Raw genomic sequence first — 17,685 nt, 5'->3', positions numbered from 1 at the left:
AGACGATGCGTGAGTATACTTCAGAGGAAACATCTGATCAGTTGGTTTCGGCTGCCCGCATGGATAACCCAGTTTCTGTTGTCGATTTTTGTGCGGGCAAGGGGAGACTGTTAGCATCGGCACGTCGTCGTTGGCCTGGTGCGCGCCTTTACGCGAATGACATTGATCCCAGCGTACTTGGAGCACTACCGAATACACATTGGACAAATCTGGACTTCCTGACCGAAGACTTTGAAAAGTTCGGGGGAAGCCAAACCTTACAGAAATTCGACGTCATCCTTCTAAACCCCCCCTTCTCATTCGACCGGAATCAGGAACATAGTGCTCGGGGGAGTTTTGCAAATACTCGGTGCAGTGTTGCATTTGCATTTCTTTTTACTGCCCTTGAATATCTCAGTGAACACGGCGAGCTATTGGGAGTATTGCCGACTTCCACGCTGAAGAGTGAACGGGACACAAAGGCTAGGGAGGAATTGAAGAAGTTTTTCAAATGCAACATTGTGTCACCGCCAAGTTACGATCGGTTCCCGGGCTTGGATGTTTCCACCTACCTGATAAGGATTCGCAAGAAGCAGAGTCGACCGGCGTCGCTTAAGAATCCTGTTGTTTCTATAGAAAAAACTACTCCTTGGATTGTGTCGCGCGGGTCAATATCCGTTCGCCGGGGCAACCGGGTTCAACAATCAGGCCTTCACGGTTGGATTCACACGACAAGCATTAAGTCGTCAAAAGTTACGGTTCGTTACGAACTACCTAGTGGAAGAATGGCCGGTGAACTTAAATTTGTGCCGAAAAACTCGCTGGTCCTGCCTAGAGTCGGAAAGGTAAGTCCAGGTGATTTGTTGGTAACAAGACGCCGAGAGATTCTGTCTGATTGCCTTCTGGGAGTAACCTTTGATGATCTTTCACTTCCCTTTACTTTGTTGAGCAAAATTGAGAACGACTTTTCATCCTTCAAGCAGATTTACTCAGGGACCGGTGCACCTTACACAACGAAAAAAAAGGTCTCTATTTTTTTGGCCAATATTATTTTTCCGGCATGGCAGTCTCAAGGTGGGGAGCCAACTACAAAATAACCTTTGCTAGGTACTTTTAGGTAGACATGAACGCCAATAATTTGAAAGTCAGCTTTGTATCTTGGAGCGCACGAATTGCAAGGAACTCCGCAAATTTCCGTGTATTGATTGGAGCGTCAATCGCGCACGGTACCATTTTTTCTCAACAGCCAAATGGCACCTTCACAAATTGGCTTTGCCTTGTGGACCCATCTGTCACCCATGAGGCAATGCTGGACTGGCAATCAAAGTCCGCGTTGGGGAAGCTGCATTGCCGGGCGAATCGCCGACGTCAACGTCCGCTATGGGCCAGACGCACCAGTCGTTCCGACGGAGCCAAGTGACTGTTCGGCCCTGCAATGCGATCTTTGTCAGAAGTGCAGAGAACGCTCGGAATCCGCTCTTCTGACGCTGATGGGAGGGGGCTAATTCAAGGGCTTTGGCTAAAGTTCTGATTCCAGCATTTTTCTGCGCGGCAGGGAAACCAAAGATGTTCGTAGATCAACACCCATCAAATCGTCGCCAGAGGCGTGGAAATCGACGTCCTGCCGCAGACTGGTCGCCCGGCTCCGCGTTGCGCCATGTCGACCAGAAAATCTTGAAGATAGGCCACGGTCAAATGTGTGTCATCAGCAGGGGCGTACTTTTCGAAACGGTCCTGGCTGATCGTCGCCGGATGCGCCATTTGGCGCTGCTTGTCGAATTGGGCATTGATGAACGCAGTGACCAACAGGCTTTCCTGATGCTCGCCAGAACTGAAGAACTTGAGCGGTAGATTCAGCCCAGAAACAGCGCAACGGCGGTGTGTCACCGGAGGTGGCGTATAAATCTCATTCACGATGCCCAGAGTATCTTCCAGACGCGCTACGCGCTCAGCCAGTGTCAAATTCTGAACAGCTTGTGGTTTGGAATGTTTGTCTTGATGGATGAAACCAGAAGAGGTCATTTTCGAAGTCCCTTTTTGTAGTCGTTGATCATTTTATGCTCCTGTCTGAAGCAAAGCTTCACTATTGGCCGGGATCGAAACCACCGAACACTCCATCAGATTTGTGCGCATGAACTTATAACCACCCGTAGGGGTGCCTTTGTCATCGACGATGGGTTCGGCTTTATCGACGCTGAACCCGACGCTGACTGACCGTAAAATTTTCTGTTCAAGCAGGCTGCGGGCCTGATCGACAATCGGAGACGTTCCTTTTTTGGCGAGGACCAAAGTTCCGACCAGCTGTTTTTTCTCGCGGTCAACTTTAACGTCTTGCCACACACCGATGGGCTCGTAGGCATTGTGCTGATAGAGCGCGATCGGATTTGCTCTGAACTCTTTCAGTTGCCAACCGGCGGCCACCACTCGATCTTTCATGCGGTCTTCGGTCTCAGTGCTCATAATGAACCGATAGGGGTCGTCTGACGATTGAGAGCCAGACTTATACTGGATTTGACTCATGTCCCTTTTGAGCGGGTCGAACACCATCGGGGCGACGTCAAGCTTGTGCGCATCATAGAACTTGCGGAACCTGGCATACTCAGCCGTGTTCATGATGGGATTAGCGTGCTGGTGCGCATGGGTGGTAGCCCCGGTCTTGAGGCCATGCGCACCAGTCTGACCGCTAAGGAGGTCCAGAGCCTCGACCGAAACGGACAACTGCGATAGCTGCTCGTCTTGATTGTCGATGATGTTCTCCAGCTCCTTAATCCTGTCCTTGTACGGCGACAGCGTCTTCTGCAACGCGAAGTTGTTGTCCACCAGCAGCTTCAGCAGCTTCGAATTTTTTTCATCGCCCAACTGAACCAGCAGTCGTGCCGTGTTTTCGGGCAGTTCATCCATCAGTTTTTTGACGTTCGTCATTGGTCTACTCCGTACAGTCGACGGACTTTTGCCAATTCGACTTTTGTTTTGAGTTTTCGTATTTCCCGTCCGCGAGACATAAGTCTCTCTCTTAATTCGAAAGTGTCGTTGGCCAGCGCGTCTTGAATTGTTCTTGTTTGGGTCTGGCGCTGAAGCCACCAGAAGCTGTCAGTGAGGTTCATTTGCGAGGCTTTCTGAATGCGCAAACAGCAAGATCTCGTTCATTCTATCTTGCGTCTGCTGTTTGATTTTGGCCAAAGTGGCGTCGTCTGCACGGGCCTGAAGCTGGCAACCGTAACCGATGGAGACACCGACCAGAGTGGTCAGCATTTGAGCCAGCGTTTGGGTGTCGAAGTCGTTTGTCGTCATGCCACGCAAAGCTCCAATTCCACCGGGCGGATTGCTGCGTATTGCAGTTTTGCGAGCTTTTCGGCTTCACGCTTGAGTTGCAGTTTGCGCTTGTACGCAGCATATTTTTCAGCACGTTCAGCTTGCCGTTTGAGTTGTGCGGCATGCTTTTCTTGAGACTTCTTGACTGCAGCCAGGTACTTCACATTTCCCCTGGCCGAGTAGCCTTTCAGCAGTTCGATCTGCTTTTTCAAGGCGTCTGGCAGTTCTTTGTGCGGGCTAATGACCGCTGAGAGGTCCCAATCTGCGTCGGCAAGCTGTTCTGCAAGTGCATAGAACTTTTCTGCGAAGTCTTCATCGATGCCAGCGAGGGCGCACATTTTTCGGACATGCGAATCGCGATTGAGCAGCAATTGCCGTGCGTATTCAACGTCTGCTGGTGGGCCGATGCCACAAGTGTTGTCAATTAAGTGCTGCAAAGCAGTCTGCCAGAGTCTTTGATAACTGCGTCTTTCTGCTTCATTCATGATGCGATCTTACCACCTTTGGTTGTAAACATGGAAACCATTTGTATGCCTCGCTCAGCCCAACAAGCCGTCTTCGTCACCGTCTATTTCATTGTAGATTTCCTTCATGCCCCTAACCAATTTCCGCTCTGGCCGCGCGTTCTGAGTTGGGTCGATTTGCAAATAGCGGTGCAACGACATCTGCTCACGGCGAAGCGAACTGACAACTGCACTGCGTGGGTTTCGCATGGGACCTTTTGGGCCTTGAATAATGTGCCCTTCCTCTGCCAGTATTCGTTTTTCGTTTTCGAATTGCACGTAGAACTTTGCCAAGTCTGCCAGCGCATGCAAATCGGTTTCTGACCAAGAATTTCTCGACTTACAATCTACCAAAATGCGCCAAAATCGAAGTTCCTCTGGCGTCAATTCCACCGGGGGCGCAAGATCTGGCTGGTAAAGTTCCTGCACTTCCTCTTGGGCTGAGTGAACGCTGTTTCCGTGTGTATTTGCTAGTGACATTGTGTAGTACCTCCTGAATTGATTGTAATTGGCCTGACAATTGCGGAGAAACTGTTTTTTGGTTTCATTATACAGAGCATGACGCGCAGCGCGTGCAGCGTAGTGGTTCACTATGTGGAATAGTTGTTTCATCTGGTGATACAGTACGCATGATAGTTTCTTCTGAGGAGTAATTTGTTTCATCTGGTGAAACAGTCCTGCAGGAGAAACGCAAAAAAGAAGAACTATCCAACCATCGATTGGTAAACAGCCGCCATAGTTTTCGATATAGGCCCCATTAAGTGGTTGGCCTGTATGAATAATTTATTTGCTTGTCCTGCCAGTCTGCCACGTCTGCTGCGCCTGCCATGCCACAATGCTCGCTCACGACTGCGCTCGCACGTCTGCGATGCCACCGTTGAGGGTGAGGCTGATGATGGCGTCAAACGAGTATTGAGAATTGATGAGATGAAACCTGCATCTAATGGCCCATCAGAGTAAACGTCGTGACATCTGAGGTACCTCAAGAGGATGGGATATATAATCCATTATCCAGGCTTGCATGATGTACAGGAGGGAATAAATACTGTTTACCAATATGATGGTTTGATGACCATTGTGGTAATGATGGCATAATGGTAATGATGGGCAGCATTCGACCGCCTCTCCACCTGCTGCGAATGATGGATGCTCTTACCAACCTAAACCAACCTAATAGTTTACTAAATGTTTGGTTGGTTTCAAATTATTGTTTCTTATCAACCCCTTACCAACTAAACCAATTAAACCAACTAAAAAATAATAATATATACATATGCGTTATGAACCATATGCGTTTTTTAAAATAAAAAAGCATATGGTTCTGTTGGTTCAGTTGGTAAGTGGTTATTATTGTTACACTTTTCATAACCAACCAACCAACTGAATTTCATGTGTTTACGTCATTTTGCCTTTCTGATCCTTAGCGGCCTTGTCGAAAGGGATCACCTTGTCGCTGGTGGTTGGGTCTGTTGATGGGTCCCAGCCAGTCACCAAATCATCCCAGGTGGCAGTGCCTTTGGTCACGTGCGCAGCAAACAACTCACGAAATTCAGGCAGCGGTGGAAGCCGCCTTACATGTGCTCTGTCTTTCTTACCGACTCTCAGAACGCCAATGTCTGCCAGCATCTTACCAAACTGCCGACTGGTGGCGCTGCTGCCGTATACTCGATTGTCCGCAAACCACTGCAGGTAGTCGCTATGAAATTCCTTCGTGGTGATGTCCATACCTTTTGACTTCGATTCTAGACGCTCTGGCTTGGCATGAAACTCCATGTTGATCAGCACTTCCAACAAGTACGTCTTCTGCGTGGGCAGCCCATGCAGAACCTGATGATGAAGCGCGGCGGTGCTGATCGGCAAGCGTTCGTTGAAGTTGGACAGATCGCGGCGTTGCAGCATGTGCAACAACGCGGCAGCGCCCCCATTTCGCCTCTCTTCGGCTATTGCGTCGAAATACGCCTTGTTGCCGATCATGGTCGACGCCACATCGAAGACAGTGAACCGTCGTGACCCGATGGCCGCTGGCACGGCCCATTCCTCGTTGCTGGCGATGAAAGTGCGAAAGAATGTGTCAATCATCTCGACATCCTTCCCCTTCCCCTCGGACGACATGCGGCCTTCCGTGATGATCGTCTTCAAACGGCCCGTCAGGGACACCTTACCGGCCCAGAACGCCTCATCAAAGAAAAGTAGGTTCACCCTAGCCAGGTGGTCCGAAAAGCGCCCAGCGACGTGCTCAGGCGACGACAGCCTGATTGTGTGTTGCGCCCCATAGATTGCTTCGAGCCAATCGATCACCGTCCCTTTGCCAGCCCCTTCTTTGCCGCGCATGACGATGGCGACCTGTTGCTTTTTTTCCAGGTTCTGCAACCCCCAGGCGAAGTGATCTAGCAGATAGTTGTAGCTGGCCTCATCCCCACCGCAAATGATCTCTCGCAGGTGGTTCAGAAACAGCTTGCACGACCCTTTTGCGGGTTCGACACTCAGCCCCTCCCAAAGATTGAACTTGCCTGCAGGCGTCCGCCCCGGCGCAAAAACCACGCCGCCGCGGTATGACGTCCTCATCGGCCACTTCAGCCACTGTGCCCCAATCGGCCTCGGCCCATTGGCTGTAATGACGTTGATGTTTGACAGGTGGCTCTTGAACGTCTCAGTTCGCATGAACCGGCGATCAACTGTGTCGTAAATTGTTGGTCTGCCGCCTTGCTCCGTATAAATGAATCTGTCGTTCATCTCTTCCAACGTGCTCGGGTAGTCGCTTGGCCGATCTGACTGTCCGCTATACTTATTGGGCATTACCTGCCTCCTTCTTCGTCTGTCGATTGATTGCTGCTTGATCGATCTGCCCAACGGCAGGTCCGCCCTGATCGTAGACCCAGGTCAGAAACTCTTGAGTGCGGTTGCCGCAGCCGTGGTAGCAGTTGAACACTCTTTGGGCGTCGTCCGGCGTCGGTGGCTTGTACGATGAGCCGCTAGGATCTTGGCCCGTGTGCTTGTGCACCCAAGGGCAAACGACCTTCATCCAGCCGTCAGATTGAACACTGCGCACATGCCCATTTTCCGTCAGCCACGTCACCACCGGATCGTCCGACAAGTATCGCGCATCAACCGGAATGAGATCGACACCGCCTGAATACTGCACCTCCGGCACCCCAAGCAGCCCAAGCAGCTCTGGTGGCCTGTAGCGCGGCCCTGCGAAGTCCAAGAGCTTCGCCCTATGCTCCTTGCCCAACGGCAACGACCCAGGCAGTCTGCCAAGCCGAATGCGGCCCCTGCTGCCCGGATCGCTAAGACCGGCGGCATGCACAGACGCAATGATGGTTTCGGCCTCACCGGCTGACGCCAGCGGCTCGTCGTACAGATAGAGCCACTGCTCCGACCCCGGTTTCGTCTGAACCCTGGCCGTCGGCTGAAGTGTTGGGATCTTGTCGCCCAAAACCTTTTCATGCACATCGTCCAGCAGCACGCCGAGCGCACCAAGGAAATGCTGGTTTCGTCGCCTGAACTTTTCATTGGTCTGCGGGTCCATCAGGCCGATGCTGTAGTGCGTCATGTCTGGCGAAACGCTGCTGGTGCCGCGCCACCGATGGGCAGGGTAGAGGACATCTGAACCACCCGGCGGCATCCATGTTGAGCATAGCGCAGCAATATGTCCGACCGGCAGTTCTCCAACCACTTTCATCATGAACCCGGTGGCGTCGTACTCGTTCTCAGGTTCGGTTGGCAGCTCAGACACAAACGCCGATGCGAACCCTTTGGGTGTACCGGCGTTGCCTGAGTTGGTATGCTTACTTACCATGTTAAAATTCCTACTTGGCCCTTCAAACTCGTGAGTTTGAAGGGTCTTCTTTTACAGCCGGATGTTATCGGAGAAGGCTGGCTCACAGACCTTGCCGGCGTTGTCGGCGGCGAACTCTTTGAGAAAATCTGCTTGAAGCCACGTAGCAATCGACTCAGCGCCAAAATACTCAACGCATGTGTCGCAGACAAATGTGCCAAGCGTGGTTTGCGGCAGTTCGTTCGGCTCGCTCTGTGTGATCAACGCCAAAACCGAAGGACTGTTGCGCTGCCCAGGTTCAGCAGTCAGCCCCTGGCAGCATTTGGCGCATTCTCGCGGATTACCGTCCCGCTCGCCATCAGCGACGTTGCGCAACTGCTCAAAGCAGGTTTCGTTCGCGCTAAGCACCAGCCCCATTACGTCACCAGCCGTTATGACTGTCACCAGCGGTCGTTCCGGAGTTGAGTGCTTCTTGACGTACGCCAAAAAGTCCTTTTTGCTCAGACCGATATGCCTGCAATGCCAGTTTTTGATGCGCTCTTTGCGCAGTTTCTTTTCGGCCGCGTTCAGCTTGCGGCGCTCGTGTCTATTACTCATTTGTGTTCTTTCGGATAGACGGTGGAAATGCGCAGGCCGAAGCCTGCAACGAAATTGCGCCCACGAGAATTCTTTGTTCGCTTCGTTCCACTGTCAGGCCGAATTTCGACCTATCCATCCGGCTATTCAAGAAGACCAAGCCGGTCAGGTCCAGAAAAAATGACAATCTGATCGTCATTCCTGTTTACTCGCAAAACTCAAATTGGTATGATGATTTCATACCTGCATTTTAAGGGTCGCGGTTGTGTAGAAGACGCCGCGGCCCTTTTCCATGGTAATCATGGACAATCACAAAAGACACAACGAATTTCATCACTGTTTACAAAGTATTCAAATTTACAAAACTGCTTCGCAAAATTGTAAATTTGTTAACTCGCGCTAAAGGTTTTTGTGTTCGTTCGAAACCATGAGGGGTACTATGAACCTGTACAGGAGCCCTCCGGAGGTCGACTTGCGTCAGCGGTCAAACTTCGGTGTACAAGCGGCATGCTGGCTTTGATCTTCCTGTCCGGCATGCCGCAAATCCCCTGATGATCTCTCGTAAACCGGTCCATAGGACCATATATCAATCATCGATCAGGTTAACGAGAAGACCAACACAGTTTACATCCTGCACTCTTCAAGTCCACCGAGGGTCAGCATTCAGCCCTCGGTGGATTTTGTCCTAAGACAATTCTACCTTAGGTTGCAGTAAACAGGGCACTACAAAGTACGTTTTCTATTGAGCATTTGCTGCCGTGCATTCTCCTCTCTCGGTACGTTCTCGTAAATGATTTGATAGATTTCTGCGTATGCTCGAATCAGGTCTGCTCGCTGTTTTGGGTCCATTGCAACTATCCCTCGAAACGGCTCGTGCTTCTCGCAGTCCATAAACTGCTCAAGGGCTTCTTTTATGCAAAAAAGCCCGTTTTGAGTTACGTCAATTGTCAAAATTGTGTTGCCGAACTGATCAAAGACTTCTTCGTCGTCAGTCATGACGTGTTCTCCCTAGTTTGAGCCGCCCCCACAATCTCATGGACGACAGGAAAAGCAATCAAGATCAGTAACTTACACACCCACTACACAACCGGTACACAACTGGTACACTTAGCCGGTACACACCCGCTACACTTAGTCCAGCTCGGCCTTGCGATCTGCGTCGCTGACCGTGGTCGAAGCGTCCTTTTTCATTCCAGCACGTCGCAGAAGTTCGTCAGGCATCTCGGCCTTGAGGTATGGACCGAAGACATCCAGGTTTTGGAACATGTACTCGACATACTGCTCCCGCTGCTTGGCTGTCTTGGCATCATCGAACTTGCGTTGAAGCCAGTCGTGCACATCAGGTTTGCTCATGTACTTGAATTTGCCCACCTCTATCACGGTAGGCAGATCAACGTCTTTCCGGTGGCGATACTGCCGCAAAGTGTCTTTGCTCCACTCGGTCAGTTTCAGGAAATCGTCGACCAGCATCAAATCTTCAGTCTTCATTTTTTGTCTCCTAGTGCACGGTGGAAATCGTCTACTTTTAAGTCTGAGTAGTGGGTCATCAGCGTGGCAAGCTTTGTGTGGCCTGTCGCAATGGCGACAATGTGGGGTTGCAAGCCCTTGTCGTAGCATCTTTGCACAAAGAGGCGTCGAATGTCGTGCAGCCTACAGTGCCGCAGGCCGATCTTGACGCCAGCGTTCACAAACCGCTGACTCGGATACTTTAGCGGGAACAGCTTGCCCATCTCGCCTGCCTCGACTTTCCGCTTGGCGATCTCCCAGGCATCACCGATGAGGGGGACTTCCTGGTGGTTGCCCAACTTTTTTGTCGGATGTTTTCTGTCGCGGATTACAATCGACCGGTTGTCCAGCGAAACATCTGCGCCTACGACTCGGGTCGCTTCACCGATGCGCATCCCAGAGTCAGCAAGAAAGAGCAGAAGCTCATCGAAATTGCCTTTGCGGCCCTGATTGCGAAAGAACTCGACGAACGCTTGAAGCTCCTCTTCGGTCATGATGGTTTTGCGAGGCGCGTAATGCATCTTGTGTCCGCTGAATTTGATGTCATCGATCACCTGCAGCAACGGTGCCTCGGAGATATCGAGATTGAGCACGGTCCTGCCCCACTTTATGATGCGGGCAAGCCCTTTCAGATTTAGTATCGCGTGAGGCATTTCGGAAGTCTTCGTGTACTCAGCGACGATGCGCCGACCGAACGGCTTGTCGATCTGCTTCAACGGTTGTGAGCCGAACTTGCGGATCCAAGAGCGCCTAGTCTTGATCGTTGACTCGCCCCTAGTCGGTGTTTCGTCGTTGTACTTTTCGATCAAATCGCCGAGCTGGGCGTGTTGGACTTTCTTCTTGATGCCATGAAAGTCGGCGTCGATAGCTGCTTCATTTTTCAAAGCCCAGGACTTCGCTTCTCGAACCTTGTCAAACGAAGCAGACCGATAGACGCCCTTTCGTCGTATGACGACTCTTGTTTTCCCACTTGGTAATTTTGTGACTGTTGCCATGTGTACACTCCATAGACAATTTACCGCCGATATACACTTCGAAACCGGCTGATATATTGCCTGTAAACAGTTGATGTACACTCGAACACTACAAAGTAAACAGTTGATAACAAACCACTATTCTAAAAGTCATACAGGATTGAACGAATCGTTATTGTACGAATTTGACCGTTTTGTACATCGGTTTCTGCGTCCTTTGACCGTTTTGTACATCGCCTCTGACCGGGTAAAACGGTCAGAGGAGCCCAAACCCCCGAGGGGCGCAAAGGAACACATCAGATGGCCGAGCAGGTCCTTGCCGAGAACATCGCCACCCAGCTGCGCCGGGATATCCTGCGCGGCAAGTTTCCCCCCGGGGCGTCGATAAAAGAGCGTGACAACGCCGCCGATATGGGGGTCAGTCGAACGCCGATGCGCGAGGCGATCCGCATCCTGGCGCGCGAAGGTCTGCTGATCCTGCGCCCATCGCGCAGCCCGATTGTGGCGAACCCGAGCTTCAAGGAAATCTCGGACGCGGTGGCTGTGTTGCTGGTGTTGGAGGACCTGTCGGTGACACTGGCCTGCCGCAATGCAACAGATGAAGATCTGGAGCGGATCAATGCGATCCACGAGCAGATCCGCGAACGGTATGACACGCTGGACGCGCTGGACATGTTCGAAATCGACATGGCGTTTCACAGCGCGATTGCCGAAGCCGCGCATAACCCGTCGCTGTACGACACCTATCGATCCTATCTGGAGCGATTGTGGCGGGCGCGGTTTGTATCGGCGCGGCGGCGGCGCAACCGGGATCGGGTCGTTGCCCATCATTCGGCATTGATGGAGGCATTGGAGAACCGCGATGAAGTGGCGGCGAAGCAAGCGATCTCGACACATCTGGGCAGCCTGGCAGAAGATATCCGCCCGGTGATCGAGGACGAGCAAGCTGGTTAGATGCATCTGGCAGGCGTGTGGCGTGAGCCCCGGGTTCACCGGTACAAACGGATTATTCAAAGCCACTCTGAAAGGCAGTGTTCGAACGGATCAATCGCGGCACTTTGGTCGGACGTGCCGTCGAAGCGTGGGGTCTGAGGAATTTCACAAAGGCTGGGTATCGACGGAGTGCGTCCTGTGGGGCCATCTGTCAGGTGGCAAAGAAATCCCCGAGGACCTTGTTGAACAGAACCGGTTTTTCCAGGTGTGCGGCGTGGGCGCAATCGGGGATCACCGAAAGGTTGGCGCCCTTGATGGATTGCCACAAATGCTCGGTCTGACACCAAGGATAGGTCCGATCGCGATCACCCCAGATCACCAGAGTTCTGGATTCGATGGCCCGCAGTCGATCAGAACCGCTCCAGTCTTGCATCGCATCCAGCCCGGCAAGGATGGTGTGCAGGTTGCATTGCTGGGCAATTTCGGCGCAGTCCTCATAGGCGTCTGCGTTTTCCCGCTCAAGAAACCAGGTCGCCGCAATGCGTCGCGCCGTGGCCTTTGGCCCGTCAGCCGTGGCACGGCGTTTCGAGGTGGCGATGGTTTCGAACCGACCCGGCAACACGCCTTTTGCGCCGGTCGCGTAAAGCACCAGCCGGTCGACCCGTTCGGGTGCCCGGGTGATCATCTCTTGCACGACCATCCCGCCCATCGAGTGACCGATCAGGTGGAACCGTTCGATACCACGCGCGCTGAGTTCTTCCAGCGCCCATTCTGCATAGCCCGCAATACTGTCCAGCGCGTCGAGATGGGCGTTTTCGCCAAACCCCGGCAAGTCCAGGGCGATGATGTCGAGGCCCGTGAGCGCTTCGGCCTGCTTTTGCCATTGTCGGCTGCCGCCCAGAAACCCATGGACAAAGACAACCGGCGTCATTTGCGACCGCCCTGCACGATGCGATCAAGGATCATGGCACAGAACAGGATCGAGAACCCGGCCAGAATGCCCTGACCGACGTTGGCATATTGCAGCGCTTCCAGCACGTCTTCGCCCAGCCCTTTGGCCCCGATCAGAGAGGCCACGACCACCATCGCCAGTGACAACATGATCGTCTGGTTGATCCCGGCGCGGATCGACGGACCGGCCAATGGCAGGTCGACCTTGGTCAGCAGATACCACTTGTTGGCGCCAAAGCTGATTGCCGCCTCGCGGACGCTTTCGGGGACACCCCGCAGGCCCAGAACCGTCAGCCGCACCACAGGTGTGCCGCCAAAGATCATCGTGACCACAACCGCCGCCGGTTTGCCCACACCGAAAAACGCGATCACGGGCACCATGAAGACGAAGGCGGGCATGGTTTGCATGAAATCCATGATCGGCTGGATGAACCTGTAAAACCGGGGGCGGCGCGCGGCGAACATGCCCAGCGGGATGCCGATCGCAATCGACAAACACGCCGCTGTTCCCAGCAAGGCCAATGTTGTCATCGCGGCTTCCCAGAAGCCCAGAAGACCCATGTAGGCCAGAAAGGCCCCCGAATAGATTGCCGCGCGGATGCCCGCTGTCAGCCATGTCAGCAGCACGATCAGGCTGGCGATCACGATCCATGGCGTCTGTACCAAAATCACCTCAAGCGCATCGAGAAGCGTGCGGATACCGAAGGTCAGCCCGTCAAAGAAGGCCTCGCTGTTGCGCACGCACCACGCGATGAAGTCTTCGACCCATTTGATACCGGTCAGGCGGATGTCCGGGTCTGTGGGAAAGTGGCTGAGCAGCGAAAAGCGGCCCGGAAAGCTGTAGTGCATCATCGCCGTGGAAACGATCAGCACCATGAAAACTGCGCTGAGCACGATGTGCGTGACCGGCATGCCCGACCGGATAGAGCGATCCGACAGCCAGTCAGAGAACCGCGCTTCGAGCGCCCAGTTGGCGACAATGGATTGCACGGCTTTGGCGATCAGCAGGAGGATGATGCCGGTCAACACGATGGACGGGCCTTCGGCGGCCAGAGCTTCGGCCTCGGCGCGGATGCCACCGATGTTTTCTTCGAGCGAGTCAACGGTGCGGCGATAGACGTCGATCTTTTCGGAATTGGACTCGATGGCGGCTGCAAGCTGTTTGCGGCGCAGTTCCAGCGTGCCTTCAATCGAGGCGATGCGCGCCATGGCATCAGCCGCAAGATCGCCAAACAGACCGCGGGCGATTTGAACAAAGCCGATCGTTTCAAGGATCAGAAATGGCAGCGCCCAGGACCACAGGCCGCGTGCGCCAAACCAGATCGGACCAAACAGCCCGGCCATTATGTTGAAGGTGGCGGTAAACCGGGATGAGGCCCCGATCCTGTCGAACATGGCGATGTAATAGTCGGGGCTGGTGCGCACGAAGGTGCGAATGTTTTCGCGCCGCTCTTCGGCATAGGCAAGGGCGGCCTCGCTTTCAGTGTCTTCCAGCGGGTTCACCCCGAGATCGTCAAGGTCGCTCATGATACTTCCGTCCCTTCGATCACGGTGCGCAGTAGATCGGCGCGCGTGATGATTCCGATATCGTGACCGCCTCCCTGCACAACGATGGGGTTTTCGACGTCGATGGCCATGTTGATCAGAACGCTTAAAGTCTCGCTTTCTGCGACGCGGGGCGCGTCGGCTGGGATCGGTCCATTGGCGGCGACATAGGCATTCAGCGGCTGCATCACGGCATGGGCATGCACCACCTTGAGACGCGAGATGCCCGCGACGAAATCAGCCACATAGTCATCTGCGGGATGCATGACGATATCTTCGGCGGTGCCCATCTGCACCATCTTGCCGTCGCGCATGATGGCGATGCGGTCGCCGATGCGAACCGCCTCATCAAGGTCGTGGGTGATGAAGATCGTGGTCTTTTTCAGGATCTTGGACAGGCGAATGAATTCGTCCTGCAACTGGCGCCGGATCAACGGGTCAAGCGCCGAAAACGGTTCGTCCATCAAAAGCACATCCGGGTTGGCCGCAAGCGCGCGGGCCAGGCCAACGCGCTGTTGCATACCGCCGGACAGTTCATGGGCGAATTTCGCCCCCCATGCGCCAAGTTCAACGATATCGAGAATGGCCGCCGCCTGGCGCATACGCTCGTTCTTGGCGACCTGGCGGATTTCCAGCGGCATCGCGACATTGTCCAGAACCGAGCGGTGCGGCATCAGGGCAAAATTCTGAAACACCATGCCTATCTTGCGGTTGCGGAATTCCTGAAGCTGTTTTGGCCCCAGCGCCATCACGTCGGTACCTTCGATCCGGATATTCCCCGCAGTGGGTTCCAGCAATCGATTGAAATGACGGACCAACGTGGATTTGCCGCTTCCCGACAAGCCCATGATACAAAAGATTTCGCCGCGGTTCACCGACAGGCTGACATCGGCCACGCCGACCACGGCCCCCATTTCAGCAAGGACGTCTGCCTTGCTGAGCCCCCTGTCGCGGATCGCTTGCAGAGCGGCTTGGGGATTGGTGCCGAATATTTTCCAGACGTTCGAAATCTCGACAACGGTATCGGTGCTCATAAAGGGGATCCCAAGGCTCGGATGTTGCGGGAGGTGGCTGAAACGCCGGCACCGATTGGCACCACTGCCGGCGTTGATCTTAATGGTGAGCTTTCTTACAGGCCCAGCCACGCGTCGACGCGGTCAGGGTTGGCTTCGACCCATTCGCGTGCAACCTCGGCAGGCTCGCGCCCTTTGCCGCTGATTTCATAGGCAAAGCCCGAGACATCATCCGCCGTCAGTGCAAAGTTTGCAAAGAATTCGGCAATCGCAGGGGACCGGCCTTCAAGCGAGTTCGACCAAGCGATCTGAACGTTCTTGAGCGCATCTTTGGTGGCCACGGATGATTTTTCGTACCAATCGGGATCATCCGACGGCTGAATCATCGTGTATTTGGCGGCGTCAAAGGTTGGTTCGCTCAGCATTTTGACATCGAACATGTACCAGACAGCGTGCGGTTTGTAGCAGTAGAACGCATAGCCTTCGCCTTTGGCGATGCTGTCCTTGATGCGCGCGGTCTTTACGCTTTCCTCGGCCCGGACCGGCTCGATGAAATCAAGCAGACCGTAGTCGCGGGTTTTGACTTCGTTCACGTTGGCCGAGGCCCAGCCCGGCGCACCGATCCACATCTCGCCCTTGCCATTGCCATCGCTGTCCATCAGAGCGGCCACTTCGGGGCGCCCCAGATCGGCGATGTCGGTGATGTTGTTGGCCTCGCCAAAGTCTTTCGACACGCAAAAGCCCTGGTTGCCCTCATATGGGTTGGACGACAGTGTCACAGTGCCCGCGCCATCGACATATTTCTTGGTGAAGCTTTCCTGGTTTGGCAGCCAGACATCGGGGTGGACATCGATGTCGCCCTTGCCCTGATCCATCGCCTGAAAGATCGTGGCGTTGTTGCCGGGCACGTATTCGACCTGGCCACCGATGCGCGTTTCAACAACCGCGCCCAGAAGATGGGCAATGGCTTGGGCGCCGGTCCAGGATGGCACGCCGATCTTGACCTCTTCGGCAGCCAGCGCCGGCATCGCACCGACGCAGACTGCGGCCGCCAGGCCCAGTGTTTTCAGTTTGGTTTTCATGGTCTTCTCCTCTGTTGGGATGCGCCGTGTTCCGACGTCGGTCTGTTTTGTCTTTTGGGTCCCACGTTGCGCGGGTGACGCAGGCGATCCGCCGCGCGATTGGCGATGTGGACGATGGGCTGACACAGGGTCAGACCGCCGATTCCTGATGAAAGTCTAAGTCAAAGAGTTTTACGCGGGCCAATTCGAACATTTCATCAAACCATTCCGTTTACGCATAGTTTTGCGTGCGTTACGCTGGTGGAGAAAAACAGGCAGGAGCCCCGCGCGTGGATTTGAACTGGCTTCGAGACTTTGAATGCCTCGCCCGGACCTTGAGTTTCACCCGAGCCTCGGACGAGCGAAACATCACGCAATCGGCTTTTAGTCGAAGAATCAAAGCCTTGGAAAACTGGGTCGGGCTGCCTTTGGTCAACCGAGCCACCTATCCGGTGCAACTGACCGAAGCAGGGCAACAGTTCCTGCCCGTGGCCCTGACGGCGATTTCACAGCTTTCTGAAACCCGCCAATCGCTGCGCGATGCAGATCGTGGCGACAACCGGTTCATCCGGTTTTCGGTGCTGCATACGATTTCGACTAATTTTTTGGCACCACGCCTTGATGAGCTGCAACTTCAGATTCCCGAATTGCGCACAAGCGTTGTGTCTGACTCGCTTAGCACCTGTTGCGAGCTTTTGGTCGAGGGCGCTGTGGATGTCATGCTGTGTTACTATCACCATTCGGTTTCGCCGATGATCGACGAAGCTGCCTTTGTCCGAAAGGATCTTCTGACCGACCGCCTGATCCCGGTGGCTGCCGCCGAACCGGCACGCGCCAATCAGTGGGACCTGACCAGACCGGACGGCCCGCCGATCCCGCATCTGGCCTATGAGCGGTCGTCGTTTCTGGGCATGGTGGTTGAAAACACGGTACAGCGGCAAACGCTGAATGCCGAAACGATCTATGTTGATGGGTTGGTCGAAACGATCAAACGGCGGCTTTTGAAAGGTGGCGGGTTTGCATGGATGCCCGAAACCGCCATATCGGCCGAACTTGCCGCAGGGGTGCTGGTGCCGATCGGCGATGACCCCTGGTGCACGACATTGACGATTTCCGCGCTGTCCAATCCGGCAACACTTGATCAGACGGCGCATACATTGTGGGACCTGCTGTAACCGCGCGGTCCGGCCAGAGCAGATGCTTTTAGCGTGCGGCGGTAATGATGATCTCGACCTTCAGGTCTGGCCGGGCCAATGCCGCCTCACCACAGGCGCGCGCGGGTTCAGCGCCGGGCACAACCCAATTGTCCCAGACCGCGTTCATCTCGGCAAAGTCGTCCATCGACGCCAGCCAGATGATCGCCTGCAGGATTTTGGTTTTGTCCGAGCCCGCTTCGGCCAGCAGGTCTTCGATCTTGGCAAGGGTCTGCCGGGTCTGGTCGGCAACGCTGGCGCCGGCTTCGCCAACCTGTCCGCACAGATAAACGGTGTCGCCGTGGATGACGATCCGGCTCATCCGGCCTGTGCTGTGCATGCGTTCGATCTGGGTCATGAG

Annotated in this window: 19 protein-coding genes; 3 read left to right on the top strand and 16 right to left on the bottom strand. The window is 54.3% G+C overall.

Features of this window, described 5'->3' with window-relative positions; translation table 11 throughout:
- Window positions 1–5: 5 nt before the first annotated feature.
- On the top strand, window positions 6–1,076 hold the full coding sequence (locus FOY56_RS15400) for a methyltransferase (protein ID WP_146346762.1): 1,071 nt from the start codon (window positions 6–8) through the stop codon (window positions 1,074–1,076).
- A gap of 490 nt (window positions 1,077–1,566) precedes the next feature.
- Here FOY56_RS15400 and FOY56_RS15395 read toward each other — a convergent pair whose 3' ends face one another.
- The 11 genes from FOY56_RS15395 to FOY56_RS15345 all read right to left on the bottom strand — a co-directional run bounded on the left by FOY56_RS15395 (window position 1,567) and on the right by FOY56_RS15345 (window position 10,649).
- A complete protein-coding gene (locus FOY56_RS15395; protein WP_146346761.1) occupies window positions 1,567–2,001 on the bottom strand; it encodes a hypothetical protein in 435 nt (144 codons plus the stop codon).
- 33 nt (window positions 2,002–2,034) lie between these two features.
- Window positions 2,035–2,901 carry an HK97 family phage prohead protease gene (locus FOY56_RS15390; protein ID WP_146346760.1) on the bottom strand — a complete coding sequence of 289 codons (867 nt, stop codon included), beginning with the start codon at window positions 2,899–2,901 and terminating at the stop codon, window positions 2,035–2,037.
- 168 nt (window positions 2,902–3,069) lie between these two features.
- Complete coding sequence (locus tag FOY56_RS15385; protein WP_146346759.1) at window positions 3,070–3,270, bottom strand: hypothetical protein; 201 nt, start codon at window positions 3,268–3,270, stop codon at window positions 3,070–3,072.
- The gene (locus tag FOY56_RS15380; protein WP_146346758.1) at window positions 3,267–3,776 is read right to left on the bottom strand and encodes a hypothetical protein; all 510 of its coding nucleotides are present in this window, start codon (window positions 3,774–3,776) and stop codon (window positions 3,267–3,269) included. The genes FOY56_RS15385 and FOY56_RS15380 overlap by 4 nt, the downstream gene beginning before the upstream one ends.
- A 54-nt stretch (window positions 3,777–3,830) precedes the next feature.
- Window positions 3,831–4,457 carry a phage terminase small subunit, hendrixvirinae-type gene (locus tag FOY56_RS15375; protein WP_146346757.1) on the bottom strand — a complete coding sequence of 209 codons (627 nt, stop codon included), beginning with the start codon at window positions 4,455–4,457 and terminating at the stop codon, window positions 3,831–3,833.
- 732 nt (window positions 4,458–5,189) lie between these two features.
- Window positions 5,190–6,644, bottom strand: a complete 1,455-nt coding sequence (locus tag FOY56_RS15370) for a primase-helicase family protein (protein ID WP_146346756.1) — start codon at window positions 6,642–6,644, stop codon at window positions 5,190–5,192.
- Window positions 6,580–7,593 (bottom strand): hypothetical protein, encoded by a 1,014-nt coding sequence (locus tag FOY56_RS15365; RefSeq protein ID WP_146346755.1) that lies wholly within the window; start codon window positions 7,591–7,593, stop codon window positions 6,580–6,582. The genes FOY56_RS15370 and FOY56_RS15365 overlap by 65 nt, the downstream gene beginning before the upstream one ends.
- A gap of 51 nt (window positions 7,594–7,644) precedes the next feature.
- The gene (locus FOY56_RS15360) at window positions 7,645–8,169 is read right to left on the bottom strand and encodes a hypothetical protein (RefSeq protein WP_146346754.1); all 525 of its coding nucleotides are present in this window, start codon (window positions 8,167–8,169) and stop codon (window positions 7,645–7,647) included.
- Window positions 8,170–8,871: 702 nt separating this feature from the next.
- Entirely contained in the window at window positions 8,872–9,144 is a 273-nt protein-coding gene (locus tag FOY56_RS15355; protein ID WP_146346753.1) for a hypothetical protein, read from the bottom strand.
- Between the two features lie 135 nt (window positions 9,145–9,279).
- The gene (locus tag FOY56_RS15350) at window positions 9,280–9,636 is read right to left on the bottom strand and encodes a hypothetical protein (protein ID WP_146346752.1); all 357 of its coding nucleotides are present in this window, start codon (window positions 9,634–9,636) and stop codon (window positions 9,280–9,282) included.
- Window positions 9,633–10,649, bottom strand: coding sequence for a tyrosine-type recombinase/integrase (locus FOY56_RS15345; RefSeq protein WP_146346751.1), 1,017 nt, complete (start codon window positions 10,647–10,649; stop codon window positions 9,633–9,635). The genes FOY56_RS15350 and FOY56_RS15345 overlap by 4 nt, the downstream gene beginning before the upstream one ends.
- Window positions 10,650–10,928: 279 nt before the next feature.
- Here FOY56_RS15345 and FOY56_RS15340 point away from each other — a divergent pair, with 279 nt between their 5' ends.
- Window positions 10,929–11,582 (top strand): GntR family transcriptional regulator, encoded by a 654-nt coding sequence (locus tag FOY56_RS15340; protein ID WP_146346750.1) that lies wholly within the window; start codon window positions 10,929–10,931, stop codon window positions 11,580–11,582.
- Window positions 11,583–11,772: 190 nt separating this feature from the next.
- Here FOY56_RS15340 and FOY56_RS15335 read toward each other — a convergent pair whose 3' ends face one another.
- The 4 genes from FOY56_RS15335 to FOY56_RS15320 form a co-directional block, all read right to left on the bottom strand.
- On the bottom strand, window positions 11,773–12,492 hold the full coding sequence (locus tag FOY56_RS15335; protein ID WP_146346749.1) for an alpha/beta fold hydrolase: 720 nt from the start codon (window positions 12,490–12,492) through the stop codon (window positions 11,773–11,775).
- Window positions 12,489–14,039 carry an ABC transporter permease gene (locus FOY56_RS15330; RefSeq protein WP_146346748.1) on the bottom strand — a complete coding sequence of 517 codons (1,551 nt, stop codon included), beginning with the start codon at window positions 14,037–14,039 and terminating at the stop codon, window positions 12,489–12,491. Before FOY56_RS15330 ends, FOY56_RS15335 begins: the two co-directional genes overlap by 4 nt.
- Window positions 14,036–15,091, bottom strand: coding sequence for a quaternary amine ABC transporter ATP-binding protein (locus tag FOY56_RS15325; protein WP_146346747.1), 1,056 nt, complete (start codon window positions 15,089–15,091; stop codon window positions 14,036–14,038). The genes FOY56_RS15330 and FOY56_RS15325 overlap by 4 nt, the downstream gene beginning before the upstream one ends.
- 95 nt (window positions 15,092–15,186) lie before the next feature.
- On the bottom strand, window positions 15,187–16,152 hold the full coding sequence (locus FOY56_RS15320; RefSeq protein WP_146346746.1) for an ABC transporter substrate-binding protein: 966 nt from the start codon (window positions 16,150–16,152) through the stop codon (window positions 15,187–15,189).
- Window positions 16,153–16,421: 269 nt separating this feature from the next.
- Here FOY56_RS15320 and FOY56_RS15315 point away from each other — a divergent pair, with 269 nt between their 5' ends.
- Window positions 16,422–17,306 (top strand): LysR family transcriptional regulator, encoded by an 885-nt coding sequence (locus FOY56_RS15315; RefSeq protein ID WP_146346745.1) that lies wholly within the window; start codon window positions 16,422–16,424, stop codon window positions 17,304–17,306.
- A 28-nt stretch (window positions 17,307–17,334) separates the two neighbouring features.
- Here FOY56_RS15315 and FOY56_RS15310 read toward each other — a convergent pair whose 3' ends face one another.
- Window positions 17,335–17,682, bottom strand: coding sequence for a RidA family protein (locus FOY56_RS15310; protein ID WP_146346744.1), 348 nt, complete (start codon window positions 17,680–17,682; stop codon window positions 17,335–17,337).
- Between the last annotated feature and the right edge of the window lie 3 nt (window positions 17,683–17,685).

Origin of the sequence: Falsiphaeobacter marinintestinus (assembly GCF_007923355.1) — a bacterium.
Classification (GTDB): domain Bacteria; phylum Pseudomonadota; class Alphaproteobacteria; order Rhodobacterales; family Rhodobacteraceae; genus Phaeobacter_A; species Phaeobacter_A marinintestinus.
This window is presented reverse-complemented; position numbering and strand designations above follow the sequence as displayed.